The following is a 14,620-nucleotide window of genomic DNA, read 5'->3' as shown; positions in this document are numbered from 1 at the left end:
ATGGCGAGAGCTCGACACGGGCGACCGGTCGGCGCCTCGCGCATGTCTTGCTCTCGAGCACGTCTCCCCCGCGCGCCCAAATCTCGCGCCTCCCTTCTCGACGAATATGTTCAACGCCAGCGCTCAATCGGGCGTGGCGCGGGACAGCAGATCGTAGATCGTCCGCGTCAATTGCTCGATCTCCACCGGCTTGCCGAGACGCACGCTGTTCGCGAGCGCGGTGCGGTGCGCCGGGACCAGCGATCCGCCTCCGGTCAGGATGATCGCCGGCGCGTCGCGATTGAGCAGCTCGCGCAGCCGCATCACGACCTGTGATCCGGTTGCGCTCTTGCGCAGGAAAAAATCGCTCACGATGAGATCCGGCGCGACGCGCTCGTCGACGATGCGCGCGGCGGCCCCATCGCCATCGGCCGCCGCCACGACGGTGAAGCCCTCGAGCATGAGGGCGAGCTCGAGCGATTCGCGAACGCCCACGTCGTCGTCGATGAGCAGGATCACCCGCCGCGTTTCCGTGATCGGCGAGGGCCCCGCGGCCGCGCTTGCCTGCGGGCTCCGTCCAGACGCGAGCGGGGCTGGCAGCGGCGCGTCGTCCGCGTGGCGCCGTGGAAGCGAGATACGAATCGCGGTTCCCGTCTCGTCGGTCGATTCGACGTCGATCGCGCCGCCATGGGCTTCGACGATCTGCTTGCAGATGAACAGGCCGAGACCGAGGCCGCGCGTGCGGTCGCCGCTGCGAAACGGCTCGAACAGCACGTCGCGCAGTTGCTTGGGCAGGCCGCAGCCGCCGTTATGCACCTCGAATTTCACCCAGGCCGGCGCGCGGCCGTCGACCCGCACATGCACATGGCCGCCCGGCGGCCCATGCTCGACGGCGTTGCCGACGAGATTGGACACGAGCTGCAAGAGCCTGTCGGCGTCCCAGACGCCGCGCGTGTCGCCGCTATATTCGACACGCAAGAGACGCCGATGCGCCGAGAATTCATCGACGATCTGCTCGACGACGAGGCTCAGCTCGGTGGGCGCCCGGCGAATGGTCAGCCCGGCGCCGGCCCGCATCTGCGTGACGTCGAGGATTTGCGCGATCATGCGCGCCATACGGTCGCCGCTCTGGCGGATCGATTCCAGCGTCTTGCGCGCCTCCTCGTCCTGTGTGAGCCGCATCGTGCGCTCGGTCGCCGTCTTGATCCCCTGAAGCGGATTGCGCAGATCATGGCCGAGAATGGCGACGAACATCTCGCGCATCCGTTCCGCCTGCAGCAGCTGTTGCCGCTGCCGCTCGAGACGCACGAACACATCCACCTTGCTGCGCAGGATCTGCTCGTCGATCGGCTTCCACAGATAATCGACCGCGCCGACCTCATAGCCTTTGAACATTCGCGACGTCTCGCGCGAGCCGGCGGTGACGAAGACGATCGGCACGTCGCGGGTCTTCTCGACGCCGCGCATCAGCGTCGCGAGCTCGAAGCCGTCCATCTCCGGCATCTGCACGTCGATGATGGCGACCGCGACATGATGGGCGAGAAGAATGTCGAGCGCGGCGCGGCCCGAGAGCGCGGTCGCGATCACGAAGTCGTCGCATCTCAGCATCGCTTCCAGCGCCAGGAGATTATCCGCGGAATCATCGACGATGAGAACGACGGGGCGCTCGCCCGCGGCGTTCTCGTCGGCGTCGTCGATCAGCGGCGGTGGGCGGAGCGATCGATCCGATGGCGTGTTCTCGACGGCCTTCATCATCTCACCCGATAAATCTGCTCATGACTCGAAACGAGCTCCAGGAAGCCGGCATGATGTGAGAACGCCAGCGTCTCGCCGTGGCCCAATCCCAAAAAGCCGCGCGCGCACAGCGAATCGCGAAACAGCGCGACGCAGCGATTCTGCAGCTCCCGATCGAAATAGATCAATACGTTTCGACACGAGATCAGCTGCGCCTCCGTGAAGGAGGCGTCGGTCGCGAGGCTGTGGTCGCAAAAGCAGATGCGGCTGCGCAGCAAAGGCGCGACAGCCGCGCGCGCGCCGGAAACAATGAAATAGTCCGATATGCTCGCGCGGCCGCCCGAGGCGCGATAGCTCGCCTCGAAAGGGCCCATGCGCCACGCCTCATAGGAGCCGGCGCGCGCGACCTCGAGACTCTCGGCGTCTATGTCGGTCGCATAGACGAGCGAGCGTCCGAGCAATCCTTCCTCGTGAAGGAGGATGGCGATCGAATAGGCCTCTTCGCCGGTCCCGCAACCGGCGATCCAAATCCGCAGCGACGGATAGGTGGCGAGGTGCGGCGCGACGATTTCGCGAAGAAACCGAAAATAGCTCGGGTCGCGGAAGAGATCGCTGACTTGAATCGTCAAATGGCGAAGCGACTCGGCGAATGCGCTCTTGTCGTGAACCACGCGGTCGAGCAGCTCGGTGATGGTCGCGCAGCCGAGCGCCGAGCGCGCGCGCGAGACGCCGCGACGCAGCGACGAGCGCGCATAGCCGCGAAAGTCGTATTGGTGGACGCGATAGATGGCTTCGAGCAGAAGATCGAGCTCGATCTCCGAGGTTTGTTGCGATCGAGAGCCCATTACTTCGGCATCCATACGCGCATCGACGAGAGCAGCTTCTCGACGTCGATCGGCTTGGCCACATAATCATTGGCGCCGGCCTCGAGGCAATTCTCGCGGTCGTCCGACATCGCCTTGGCGGTCAGAGCGATGATCGGCACGAAGGCGAATTCCTTGCGTGCGCGAATTTGGCGGATGGCCTCCAATCCGTCCATCTCCGGCATCATGATGTCCATCAGGATGAAGTCGATCGACGCTTCGCGGTCGAGACATTCGAGCGCTTCTCTGCCGGTGCGCGCGATCAGCGCCTTGGCGCCTTCTCGCTCCAGCATCGCCGTCAGCGAGAAGATATTGCGGACGTCGTCCTCGACCAGCAGGATGCGGCGGCCGTCGAGCGCCGACTCGCGGCTGCGCGCCAGCTCGAGCATATGCTGCTGCTCCGGCGAGAGCTTCGACTCCGCCTGATGCAGAAACAGCGTCACCTCCTCGATCAACCGTTCGGGCGAGCGCGCGCCCTTGATGATGATCGATCGCGACAGGCGCCGGAGCTCCTGCTCCTCGTCGATGGTCAGCGAGCGCGCGGTGTAGACGATCACCGGCGGCAGGCTGTGGCGCTCGTTGCGGCTGAGCTCGCCGAGCAGCTCGAAGCCGCTGACCCCCGGCAGCATCAGATCGAGAACGACGCAGTCGAATCTCTGATCGCGAAGCTTCTCGAGCGCTCCTTCCGCCGTCTCGACCGCGACGATGTCGGTTCCTTCCGTGGCGAGGAGATCGATCAGCGCGTCGCGCTGCATGCCTTCGTCCTCGACGATCAAGATCGACCCGCGTTCGCGCGAGAGCCGCTCCTCGAGGAGGCGGAACGCGCAGACGAGATGCTCGCGCTTGGCCGGCTTCAGAATATAGCCGACCGCTCCCATCTCCAGCGCCACTTGCTGATAATCATGCACGGAGACGATATGGATCGGCGCATGGCGCATCGCCGGATCGCGCTTCAGCAGCTCGAGCACGGTGAGGCCCGAGCGATCGGGAAGGCCGATGTCGAGCACGACGGCTTCCGGCCGGAACGCGCTCGCCAGCCGCAACGCCTCGTCGGCCGTGCCCGCGACGATGCATTTGAAGCCGAGCTCGCGCGCGAGGTCGCGCAGAATTTGCGCGAATAGCGGATCATCTTCCACGATGAGGACGAATCTGCGCGGGTCGTCGATCGACGTGCGATCGTCCTCGATCGCCGGCGCAAAAGCTTCGACCGATGCAGGCGGAGGCGGCGCGGCGGCGGGGCGGGGGCTCTCGCCGCCGGAACGGCGTTCGCGCGAAGCGGGAGCAGCAAAGTGAAGGCGCTGCCTTCGCCGGGGGCGCTGCGCAGCCGCAGCTCGCCGCCGAGCAGCGCGGCGAATTCGCGCGAGATCGACAGGCCGAGTCCCGTGCCGCCGAATTTTCGATTGGTCGAGCCGTTGGCCTGTCGAAACGCCTGGAAGATGACCTCGTGCTGATCGGCGGCGATGCCGATGCCGGTGTCCTGCACCGTGAAGGCGAGACGCCTTTCGTCGTGCGGCTCGACGGTGAGCCGCACCCGTCCCGCTTCGGTGAACTTCACCGCATTGGAGAGGAGATTGGATAGGATTTGATGAAGGCGTTGTCCGTCCGCCTCGATGGTCTCGGGACAGCGCGGGTCGACGATGATGCGCAGCTCGAGCTTGCGCTCGGTCGCGAGCGGCTCGAAGCGGCGCTCCAGCGCGTTCGCCAGCGGGATGATCGGGATCGGCTCCAGCTCGAGATCGATCTTGCCGGCCTCGATCTTTGAGAGATCGAGAATGTCGTCGATGAGCGCGAGCAGATCATTGCCGGCGGAGGTGATGCTCTGCGCATATTTCACCTGCTCGGCCGTCAGGTTCTTGCTCTTGTTGTCGGCGAGCAGCTTGGCGAGGATCAGCGCGCTGTTCAGCGGCGTGCGCAGCTCATGCGACATATTGGCGAGAAATTCGGATTTATAGCGGCTCGCGCGCTCGAGCTCCGTCGCCTTCTGCCGCAACGCCACTTCCGTGGCGAGCAGGCTCTCGCGCTGCAGCTCCAGCGCATGGGTGCGCTCCTCCAGCGTCTCGTTCACCTGACGCAGCTCTTCCTGCTGCGCCGTCAGCTCCTCGCCCTGCGCGCGTGATTCTTCGAGCAGCTCCTCGATCTTGGCGCGCGATTGCGCGGCCTCGATCGCCTGCGCGACGCTCGCGGCGACGATGTCGACGAGCTCGAGCTGGCGCGGCGTGAAGCGCGCGAAGGCGCCGAGCTCGATCGCGCCGCGCACGACGCCGTCGTGGATCAGCGGAAAAATCACGAGCTGGCGCGGAAGCGCGGCGCCGGCGCCCCATTGGATGCGGATGCTGTCCTCGGGGATATCGGTCACGATGATGCGCCGCGCCTCCAGCGCGGCCTGGCCGACGAGCCCCTGGCCGAGCTCGATCGTCGCGGGCGCATCGGCGCCCGCCGCATAGGAGCCGGCGAGGCGAAGCGTCGAGCCGCCCGACTCTAGCACATATTGCACGCCCACTTGCGCGTCGAGCGAACGGCAGAGCAGGGAGAGCACGCGCTGCGACAATTCGCGAAGGCTCGGATTGCCGCTCATCGCCCGGCCGAGCGCGGTCTGCGTCTCGGCGATCCACACTTGCCTCTCGTTGCGCGCCGCCGCGTCGCGGAGCGCGCGCGTCATCGCCTGCAGCGAGACGCCGAGACGATCCTTCTCGCTTCGCGGCGCCGGATCGGCGGAATAGTCGCCCTTGGCGATCAGCTCCATCTCGCGCGCGATGTTGCGCAGGCTGCGCACCATGTCGTTCAGCGTCGCGCCGAGTAAATCGTCGGTTCCGGAGGGCGCGATGCGATGATCGAGATCGCCTTCGGTGACCGCCTGCATCACGCCGGCGATCTCGTGCAGGCGCGCGCGATGCGATTCGAGGCTCTGCGCCGTGCGCGCGCCATAAGTGTCGACGACGACCGCAGAGTCGAAGGAAATGAGCCTGCGGATCGAGAGCGCTGCCGACGGGCGGGCGGAGAGGCGCGCGTCGGCGTCGATCGCGCGCAGCATCCAGGCGGAGACGAACTCCATCGCCAGAAGATAGATCAGCAGGCCGAGCTCGATGCGCGCATGCACCTGCCCGATCAGGCGTCGCCGCTCGACATAGGCTTCGTCGACCGTCGCGCCGAGAAAATCCCGCCAGTAATCGTGCTGCTGGCGCTTCAGCCGCGCCAGCAGCTGCGGATCGGAGAGAAAGCGCTCGAATTCGGGAAAGGTCTCGAGCCAGACGTAGAAATCGTCGATCAGCTCGGGAATCCGCGCGATCAAGACCTCGCCGACGAAACGGACGTCCTCGAAGGTCGCCTCGTCCAGGCCGTGCGACGTTCGGAGCGCGGCGTGATCGATGAGGAAATTGGCCTGGGTTCCGTCGCTCGACATTTGCTCCATGCCCGCTCGCGTCTCGCCCGGACCCGACCGCAGCGGGATCGCGGAGCCGGCGCTCGAAATCGATCGTCGAGTGGTGTCGTGATCGTGGGCTTCGCCAAAAGTCGCGGAGAAAGCCGTAGGTGTCGATGCCGCCGAATGGTCAATTTTGTATTTATGGAGGCGGCTCGCGTCAATGGCGGAGCTATGGGCGACGGCCGTCGAGGCCGAGGCGCGCCTCGACCAACGATGCGTTTCGCGTCGTTTTTTCCACGGTGGCCGAAAGCTCGCGGTTTTCTCCTGTCGCGCTGCGGCAAGCGCATTAATTTCGCATATTGCGCGGTCGTCGCCTGCGAGAGTATCGACGGAGCCGCAGATTTCTTGCTGAACCGAAGCGATGAAAGGCGCGTCCATGGCCAATACGACGGCGGAGCTCGAAGCGCTCCTGATGCAGCGGTCTCTGACCGACCCCGGACTGCTGGCGGCGGCGGAGGCGTCGGCGGATTATCGCATCCTGCCCGACGCGACGGTGATCAAGATCGGCGGACAGAGCGTCATCGACCGCGGCCGCGCGGCGCTCTATCCGCTGGTGGACGAGATCGTCGCCGCACGCAAGACGCATAAGATGCTGATCGGCACGGGCGCCGGCACGCGCGCGCGCCATCTCTATTCGATCGCGGCGGGGCTCGGACTGCCGGCCGGCGTGCTGTCGCAGCTCGGCTCCTCGGTCGCCGATCAGAATGCGGTCATGCTCGGCCAGCTGCTCGCCAAATATGGAATCTCCGCGGTCGAGGCCGCCGGGCTCTCGGCGGTTCCGCTCTATCTCGCCGAGGTCAACGCCGTCGTCTTCAGCGGCATGCCGCCCTATCATCTCTGGGTCCGACCGGCGGCCGAGGGCGTCATTCCGCCCTATCGCACCGACGCCGGCTGCTTCCTCATGGCCGAGCAGTTCGGCTGCAAGGCGATGATCTTCGTCAAGGACGAGAAGGGGCTCTTCACCGCCAATCCCAAGACGTCGAAGAGCGCGAAATTCATCCCGAAGATCTCGGTCGAGGAGATGAAGGCCAAGGGCCTGCATGACTCCATTCTCGAGTTCCCGCTGCTCGATCTGTTGAATACCGCCCGCCATATCCGTGAGGTGCAGGTCGTCAACGGCCTCGTTCCCGGCAATCTGACCCGCGCGCTCGCCGGCGAGCATGTCGGGACCATCATCACCGCGAGCTAGAAGATCATGACCGACACCGACAGCATCAAGCACGTCGCCTCGCCGCTCGCGCGCCAGACCCTGCTCGACGGCGATCTCACCCGCCCGGTCGCCGGGCGGCGCCCGATCCGCCTTCTGCCATGGCTGCAGGTGGTGAAGATCGGCGGCCGCTCCATCATGGATCGCGGCGCCGAGGCGATTCTCCCCATCGTCGACGAGATCCGCAAGCTTCTGCCCGAGCATCGTCTGCTGATTCTGACAGGCGCGGGCATTCGCGCCCGCCACCTCTATGGCGTCGGCCTCGATCTCGGCCTGCCGGTCGGCTCGCTCGCGCCGCTCGCCGCGAACGAGGCGGGCCAGAACGGCCATATGCTCGCCTCGCTGCTGGCGCCGGAGGGCGTCTCCTATGTGGAGCATCCGACCATCGCCAAGCAGCTCGCGATTCATCTGACCGCGGCGCGGGCGGTGGTGGGCAGCGCCTTTCCGCCCTATCACCACTACGAGTTCCCGATCTCGCGCATCCCGTCGCATCGCGCCGACACTGGCGCCTTCCTGCTCGCCGACGCCTATGGCGCGGCCGGGCTGACGATCGTGGAAGATGTGGACGGGGTCTATACGGCCGATCCCAAGGGGGCGGACGGGAAAAAGGCGAAGCTCATCGCCGAGACCACTGCTGCCGAGCTCGCGAAGCAAAAGGCCCCGCTGCCCTTCGACCGCGCGCTGCTCGAGGTGATGGCGACCGCGCGCCATATCGAGCGCGTGCAGGTGGTGAACGGCCTCGTCCCCGGCCGCCTCACCGCGGCGCTGCGCGGCGAGCATGTGGGAACGATCATCCACACGAGCGCGAAAGCGGAGTAGGGGGCGCGCGACGAGACCCCTATTGTGAGGAGCGAAGCGACGAAGCGATCGCGGGGCCGCCCCGCGACGCTGGATTGCTTCGCTCCGCTCGCAACGACGGTCCCGGCTTGCGCTGGCTCATGCGTCGAGAATCGGTCGAGGCTCGGCTCCTACACCGGCTTCATATTGCACAATAGGAATTTGACGATTTCCGATTTGTGCGTGGCCAAGGCCGCGTGATCCTCGTCGGAAAGCTCGGCGGTGCGCGAGGCGCGGACGAAGGCGTCGCAATAGAGCCCCAGCACAACGCCCTTGCTCGCGAGATTTTCCATGAACGTCTCGACATCGAACGCCGCGACGGCCGTTTTGCTTCTGGCTCGAATGGCCCTCATCCTATGCTCCTGCCCAATATGTCCGACCCGAAAAACGCACTGCCAATATCGACGTTCTACCCGAGTCCGTAGCCGCCGGAAAGCGTGAAAACATCGGCGCTTTCCGCAGCATGGCGACGCCCGAGCCGTGATAGGGATCATTTTTCGCGCGGTAGAGGGAGACGTCGCTCATGACTCGAGTCTTTTCGGGAAGCTGTCACTGCGGCTCGCTCGGCGTCCGCCTGCGCACGACGCTGGCGCCGAGCGAGTTCGTTCCCCGCCGCGATTCCTGCGGGTTCTGCCTGCGCCACGCCGCCCGCGTGATATCCGATCCGAAGGGATGGCTGGAGATCGCTGCGCCGCGCGAGGCGACGCCCTATCGGTTCGGAATGGGAATCACCGATTTCCATCTCTGCCCGCGCTGCGGCTGCTTCGTCGCGGCGAGCTGGATCGATGGCGATCATCTCTTCGGCGTCGTCAACGTCAATGCGCTCGACGAGCGCGACGCTTTTTCGGCGGCGCCGGTGATCACGGATTTCGACGCCGAGACGCGTGCGGAGCGCGAGGGGCGGCGTCGGCGCGGATGGACGCCGGGGCGGCTGGCGCGGTAGCGGGCCGGTCCTCGATCGTGGCTCGGCTCACCCGTAAGGACAAACGCTTAATCGAACTCGACACGACAAACGACATTCTTTAATCTTCCCGAAAGCAAGTGATGGGATGCCGAGAGACATTTCTCCACGGCATACCGCGTATGGGAAGCTTCAAAGTCATGATCATGGACGATGGGAATGCCGACGTCGGCAAAAGAAGCGAGCGGGCTCTGCTTGAGTTCGGGTCGGCGAGTCTCGACCGCCGGTCGTTTCTGTTCGGCTCTACCGTCGGTCTCGGCGCGCTGGGGCTCGCCGGTTGCGTGGACACCGACGGCATGCGCCGCGCCGAGGCGGCAAAGCTCTACGCGCCGGTCCCGAGCGAGAAATTCCCGATACCGGCTGTCGATGTCAGCAAGATGGACCCGAAGTATTTTCGCCAGACGGTGCGCTACGACTCCAAAGAAGCGCCCGGCACGATCGTCATCGATCCCGGCAAATATCATCTCTACCGCATCGAAGGCGACGGTGTGGCCACGCGCTACGGCGCCAATGTCGGCCGCTCCGGCTTCCTGTGGAGCGGCGAGGTCTATGTCGGGCGCAAGGCCGAATGGCCCATTTGGACGCCGCCCAAGGAGATGATCGCGCGCCAGCCGGAGGCGCGCCAATATGCCGGCGGCATGCCGGGAGGTCTGGACAATCCGCTCGGCGCCCGCGCGCTCTATCTCTATAAGAACGGCGTCTACACGGTCTACACGATCTACAGCACCAGCGACCCCGAGACGATCGGCGCCGGCATCACCAGCGGCTGCACCGGCCTCCTCAGCCAGGACATGATCGACCTCTATGCGCGAACGCCGATCAAGACGAAGGTGATCATGCTGCCCGCCTAGCTCTCCTGCGTCACTTACCGATATCGTGATGTAACCCAATGTAAACGGGGCCGTCATTGCGCGCGAAGCGAAGCAATCCAGAGCCGCGCGGCCGCTCTGGATTGCTTCATCGCTTCGCTCCTCGCAATGACGCCGCCCCAATCGTTGCGGCTTCTCGTGACGCGGTAGAACGAGGCAAGCCGCCGGCCGCACGAGGGGACGGGGAGTGGGGGGATTAAAGCCTTCGCTCCACGGCCGCCCTTCGAGACGCCGCCTAAGCGGCTCCTCTGGACGAGGGTCGGGGATCTTATCCTTCACTCGATCCCTCCCATTCTCTCCCTCCTTGCTGCAGCGCTCCCTATTTCATGTTAGACAGAGCGCCTTATCGCCACGCCGGCCTTGAACCGGACGCTGCGGAGCAGACCTCATGTTCATCCAGACCGAGTCCACCCCCAACCCTTCCACGCTGAAGTTCCTGCCCGGACGGCCCGTGCTCGCCGCGGGCGCGCGCGAGTTTCGCGATGCGCAGGCCGCCGCCGCCTCGCCGCTCGCCGGCGCGCTGCTCGCCATCAACGGCGTCGAGGCGGTGATGTTCGGTCCCGATTTCGTCTCCGTCACCAAGGCGGACGCCGAATGGGCGCATCTGAAGCCCGCCGTGCTCGGCACCATCATGGAGCATTTCACCTCCGGCGCGCCCATTGTCCTCGATGAGGGCGAGGCCGCTCCGGCCGAGTTCTTCGATCCCGCCGATGCGGAGCTCGTCGCGACGCTGAAGGAGCTGCTCGTCACCCGCGTGACCCCGGCGGTGGCGCGGGACGGCGGCGACATCGCCTTTCGCGGCTTTCGCGACGGAATCGTCTATCTCGCCATGAAAGGCTCCTGCTCGGGCTGCCCGTCCTCCTCGGCGACCTTGAAGAACGGCGTCGAGAATCTGTTGCGCCATTATGTGCCGCAGGTGCGAAGCGTCGAGCAGGTGTGAGACCCGCGTTGATCGGCGCGCGAAAAACGGCATAATCGGCGCCGATGAAACTCCTCGCCATCGACACGGCGCTGCCCGCCGTCTCCGCCTGCGTGATCGATTCCGATGTCGCTGCGCCACTCTCCTGCGAGTCGGCGGCGATGGAGCGTGGCCATGCGGAGGCGCTGCTGCCGCTGCTCGAGCGCGTCGTCGCGGCGGGCGGCGGCTTCGCCTCGATCGACCGCGTCGCCGTCACCGTCGGCCCCGGCTCCTTCACCGGCATCCGCATCGGCCTCGCCGCCGGCCAGGCCATTGCGCTGGCGCTGCGCGTTCCCGTCGTCGGCGTGTCGACGCTGGCGGCGCTGGCGGCGCCGCATATTCTCGAGCCTTTCGACGGCGTGGTGGCGGCGGCCGTCGACGCGCGCCATGGCCATGTCTATGTGACCGCCTATGGCCCTGACGGGCGCACGCTGCTGACGCCGCGCCGCGTCGGCGCGCATGAGGCGCTGCGGGCGCTCGGCGACGGTCCGCTGAAGCTCGTCGGCTCCGGCGCGCCGCTGCTCGCCGCCGAGGCGCGCGCCTCCGGCGTCGTCGCCGAGATCGCCGATGCGCGCGCCGCGCCGGACATCGCCCTCGTCGCCCGCCTCGGCCTCGCCGCCAATCCCGACACGGCCCCGGCGCGTCCGCTCTATCTGAAGGCGCCCGACGCCAAGCCCCAGGGCCGCGGCGCCGCCGACGCCTCCATCGGCGCCTGAGCACGTCGGATGTATCTGTTGTCGAACCTCTTTCCCAAGCCGCGCTTCGCCATCCGCCCGATCGGCGCGGAGCACGCCGCCGATTGCGCGCGCCTCCATGCCGCCTCCTTCGCCTTTCCCTGGTCGAAGATCGATTTCGAGACCATGCTGACCGAGTCGAATGTGCTCGCCGACGGGGCCTTCAACGACAAGCTGCTGAAGGACGAGGTCGGCGGCATGGCGCTCTCGCGGCTGCTGCCGCCGGACGCCGAGATTTTGACCTTCGCCGTCGATCCGAAGCGTCGCGGCGCGGGGCTCGGCCGCGAGCTGCTCGCCGCTCATCTCACCAATCTCGAGCGCGGCGGCGCGCGCCTCGTCTTCCTCGAGGTCGGCGAGGACAACGCCGCGGCGCTGAAGCTCTATGAGCGCCTCGGCTTTCAGACGATCGGTCGGCGCGAGAATTATTATAAGCATCCCTCCGGCGAGCGGTTGGCGGCGCTGACCATGCGCTGCGAGCTGTGACGGCGCGCGCTCTTCGCCTCACCAGTCGTATTTCAACGTCGCCAGGAACTGACGGCGATTTCCGTACAGCACGGTGTTGTCGTAGAATCCCGCTGAATAGTATTTCCTGTCGGCCAGATTGCTGACGTTGAGCGCAAGGCTCGCGCCGCCGAGATCGGGATGCAGCGCGCCGAGGTCGAAGCGCACAGCGGCGTCCACCAGCGCATAATCGGGGATGGTCTCGGTGTTGCCGGAGTTCTCGGAGGTTCCGACATAGCGGACGCCGAGCCCGAGGCCGAGGCCTTCCAGCGCGCCCGATTTGAAGCGATAGTCGCCCCAGGCCGAGGCCGTCTGGCGCGGCACGCCCTTCGGGCGCAAGCCGACCGAACTGGTCGCCGAGCCGACCGCGGGATTGTCCTTGGTGATCTCGGCGCCGATGAGCGCCCAAGACGCGATCAGGCTGAGCTCTTCGGTCAGCTCCGCCTTGCCTTCGAGTTCGACGCCACGCGAACGGATCTCGCCCTGCTGCACCGTGAAGCCGCTGTAGAGCGGGTCATTGGTCGAGACATGCTGCTGCGTGATCTCATAGAGCGATGCGGACAGGAAGCCGTTCCAGCCGTCGGGCTGATATTTGACGCCGACCTCATATTGGATTCCGGTGGTCGGCTCGAAGGCGCCGCCGCCGCGCTCGGGCGCATAGACGCCCGTGACGGGCTGAAACGATGTCGCATAGCTGGCGTAGGGCGCGACGCCATTGTCGAACACATAGCCCAATCCGGCGCGGCCGGTGAACGCCTGATCGCGCGTCGTCTGCGTGCTGCCCGCGAGATTGTCGATCTCCGTGCCGACGACCCAATCGTGACGACCGCCGAGAGTGAGAATCCATTTGTCGTAACGCAGCTGATCCTGCACATAGACGCCGAGCTGCCCGACATTGCTGCGCCCGTCCACCCAAGGGTCGGCATAGACGAAATTCGTCGTCGGATAGACCGGACTCAGCACGTCGATGGTGAGCGTCGTCAGCGAGTTCCGCCGTGACTCCTTGCCCGTGTAATAGGCGTAGTCGAGGCCGGCGAGCAGAGTATGCGACACCGGGCCGGTGGCCGCTCTGCCCTGAATATTGGTGTCGATGAGATATGTGTTGGTGCTCTTGGGCCGGTCCTGCAGTCCGACCGGATAATAGTGTCCGTCGACCAGCTCCACCGGCCAAGCGGCGCTGTAGGCATAGCGAAAATCGACCTTCGAATGCATGTAGCGTGCGTTCTGGCGAAGGCTCCAATCCGCATTCAGCTCGTGGTCGAGCCGGTATCCGATCGATATGTTCTCGACATTCCAATTCGACTGGCCCGGAACGCCGAGATAGACGTTCGTGCCGATGATGCCGAGCGCGCTGCGGGGAATGCTCTGCTCCGCCGCGCTCATCTTCAGCTTGAAATAGCTGGCGAGCAGCGTGATCTCGGTCTTCTCCGCCGGCCTCAGGGTCACCGACGGGGCGAGGTAGAGGCGGTCGTCCGGCGCATGATCGATCTGCGTGCCGGCGTTTCGGAACAGGCCGGTGAAGCGGTACAGCGCATCGCCGCTCGAATCGACCGGCCCGCCGAAATCGACGGCGATCTGACGGCGGCCGTAGCTGCCGGTCTGCAGCGCGATTTCATGCAGCGGAGCCGCGGTCGGCCGCTTGGTGGTCAAATTGACGAGTCCGCCGGGGGACGTCTGGCCGTAGAGAACCGACGACGGCCCCTTGACCACATCGACGCGCTCCAATCCGAACGGCTCGAAATTCGTGTCGTAATTGTTGAAGCCCGCGCGCAAGCCGTCGCGGTAGACGCCGAACAGTCCGACGTCACGGAAGCCGCGCAACGAATAATCAGGCGCGCCCGGACCGCCGGGATAATCGACGACGGCGATGCCGGGCGTGTAGGCGACCGCCGCGGCGAAGTCCTGCACGGCGCGCTGGTCGAGCTCCTTGCGGGTCACGACGGAAATCGTCTGCGGCGTCTCGATGAGCGGCGTGTCGACCTTGGCGCCGGCGACGCTGCGGGTGGCGACATAGGCGCGGCCGGCGCCTTCCGCGCCGACGTCGATGACGTCCAGAGGCACGGCGTCGCCGAGCGCCGCCGGCGGGATCGCGGCGCTGCGCCCGGTCAGCGTCGCGGTCGTCGAGCCGGTGAAGCGCACGCCGAGCCCCGTGCCGGCGAGCAGCGAGCGGAGCGCCTGCGCCGGCGGCATGGCGCCGGACACGGGCGTGGACGTCAAGCCGTCGGCGATGCGCGAGGGGTAGCCGACCTGCCAGCCGGTCGCCCGGATGAAGGCGTCGATCGCCGCCGGCAAAGGCTGCGCCGGGATGGCGAAGGAGACCATGCGGTTCTGCGTCGGCGCCGAGCCCTGCGCGCGCGCCGTCGTCGCGACGAGGGCCCCGGCGCAGAGGATCGTCGTCGTCAGGAGCAGGGCCGTCGGGCGCCGGACGCCCGCCGACTGTTTCTCCGCTTTCGTCCTGGAACTCACGATCATCTTGACGCTCCCGTCTTCTCGAGCGGGCCGCGACGATCGCCCCCTGCGATCACGCGCCCTGCTCGTGAAGACCGCGAAGGCGTC

At 66.2% G+C, this 14,620-nt stretch carries 12 protein-coding genes and 1 pseudogene; 7 read left to right on the top strand and 6 right to left on the bottom strand.

Annotated elements, in window-relative coordinates:
• Positions 1 to 123 precede the first annotated feature (123 nt).
• The 4 genes and pseudogenes from CQW49_RS05955 to CQW49_RS25455 form a co-directional block, all read right to left on the bottom strand.
• Positions 124 to 1,734: a hybrid sensor histidine kinase/response regulator gene (locus CQW49_RS05955; protein WP_003614593.1), complete on the bottom strand. Its 1,611-nt coding sequence runs from the start codon at positions 1,732 to 1,734 to the stop codon at positions 124 to 126.
• On the bottom strand, positions 1,731 to 2,558 hold the full coding sequence (locus tag CQW49_RS05950) for a CheR family methyltransferase (protein WP_003614600.1): 828 nt from the start codon (positions 2,556 to 2,558) through the stop codon (positions 1,731 to 1,733). Before CQW49_RS05950 ends, CQW49_RS05955 begins: the two co-directional genes overlap by 4 nt.
• The gene (locus tag CQW49_RS25460) at positions 2,558 to 3,712 is read right to left on the bottom strand and encodes a response regulator (RefSeq protein ID WP_244593400.1); all 1,155 of its coding nucleotides are present in this window, start codon (positions 3,710 to 3,712) and stop codon (positions 2,558 to 2,560) included. The genes CQW49_RS05950 and CQW49_RS25460 overlap by 1 nt, the downstream gene beginning before the upstream one ends.
• 194 nt (positions 3,713 to 3,906) lie before the next feature.
• Positions 3,907 to 5,976, bottom strand: a pseudogene (locus CQW49_RS25455) (protoglobin domain-containing protein); the annotation flags it as partial.
• Positions 5,977 to 6,373: 397 nt separating this feature from the next.
• Here CQW49_RS25455 and CQW49_RS05940 point away from each other — a divergent pair.
• Positions 6,374 to 7,186: an amino acid kinase family protein gene (locus CQW49_RS05940; protein ID WP_003614603.1), complete on the top strand. Its 813-nt coding sequence runs from the start codon at positions 6,374 to 6,376 to the stop codon at positions 7,184 to 7,186.
• Positions 7,187 to 7,192: 6 nt separating this feature from the next.
• Positions 7,193 to 8,023: an amino acid kinase family protein gene (locus tag CQW49_RS05935; protein ID WP_003614604.1), complete on the top strand. Its 831-nt coding sequence runs from the start codon at positions 7,193 to 7,195 to the stop codon at positions 8,021 to 8,023.
• A gap of 149 nt (positions 8,024 to 8,172) precedes the next feature.
• Here CQW49_RS05935 and CQW49_RS05930 read toward each other — a convergent pair whose 3' ends face one another.
• Entirely contained in the window at positions 8,173 to 8,394 is a 222-nt protein-coding gene (locus CQW49_RS05930; protein ID WP_003614605.1) for a hypothetical protein, read from the bottom strand.
• Between the two features lie 170 nt (positions 8,395 to 8,564).
• Here CQW49_RS05930 and CQW49_RS05925 point away from each other — a divergent pair, with 170 nt between their 5' ends.
• The 5 genes from CQW49_RS05925 to CQW49_RS05905 all read left to right on the top strand — a co-directional run bounded on the left by CQW49_RS05925 (position 8,565) and on the right by CQW49_RS05905 (position 12,046).
• A complete protein-coding gene (locus tag CQW49_RS05925; protein WP_003614606.1) occupies positions 8,565 to 8,984 on the top strand; it encodes a GFA family protein in 420 nt (139 codons plus the stop codon).
• Between the two features lie 158 nt (positions 8,985 to 9,142).
• Complete coding sequence (locus CQW49_RS05920) at positions 9,143 to 9,853, top strand: L,D-transpeptidase (RefSeq protein WP_003614609.1); 711 nt, start codon at positions 9,143 to 9,145, stop codon at positions 9,851 to 9,853.
• Between the two features lie 406 nt (positions 9,854 to 10,259).
• Complete coding sequence (locus CQW49_RS05915; protein ID WP_003614610.1) at positions 10,260 to 10,811, top strand: NifU family protein; 552 nt, start codon at positions 10,260 to 10,262, stop codon at positions 10,809 to 10,811.
• A gap of 44 nt (positions 10,812 to 10,855) precedes the next feature.
• Positions 10,856 to 11,545, top strand: coding sequence for a tRNA (adenosine(37)-N6)-threonylcarbamoyltransferase complex dimerization subunit type 1 TsaB (gene tsaB / locus CQW49_RS05910; RefSeq protein ID WP_003614611.1), 690 nt, complete (start codon positions 10,856 to 10,858; stop codon positions 11,543 to 11,545).
• A gap of 9 nt (positions 11,546 to 11,554) precedes the next feature.
• Positions 11,555 to 12,046 (top strand): GNAT family N-acetyltransferase, encoded by a 492-nt coding sequence (locus CQW49_RS05905; protein WP_003614612.1) that lies wholly within the window; start codon positions 11,555 to 11,557, stop codon positions 12,044 to 12,046.
• A gap of 18 nt (positions 12,047 to 12,064) precedes the next feature.
• On the opposite strand, the gene CQW49_RS05900 is transcribed toward CQW49_RS05905, so the two are convergent.
• A complete protein-coding gene (locus CQW49_RS05900) occupies positions 12,065 to 14,536 on the bottom strand; it encodes a TonB-dependent siderophore receptor (RefSeq protein ID WP_003614613.1) in 2,472 nt (823 codons plus the stop codon).
• Positions 14,537 to 14,620 lie beyond the last annotated feature (84 nt).

It is taken from the genome of Methylosinus trichosporium OB3b, assembly GCF_002752655.1.
In the GTDB taxonomy this organism is placed as follows: domain Bacteria; phylum Pseudomonadota; class Alphaproteobacteria; order Rhizobiales; family Beijerinckiaceae; genus Methylosinus; species Methylosinus trichosporium.
Note: the sequence above shows the minus strand (reverse complement) of the source record. Positions and strands in the feature narration are given on the sequence as shown.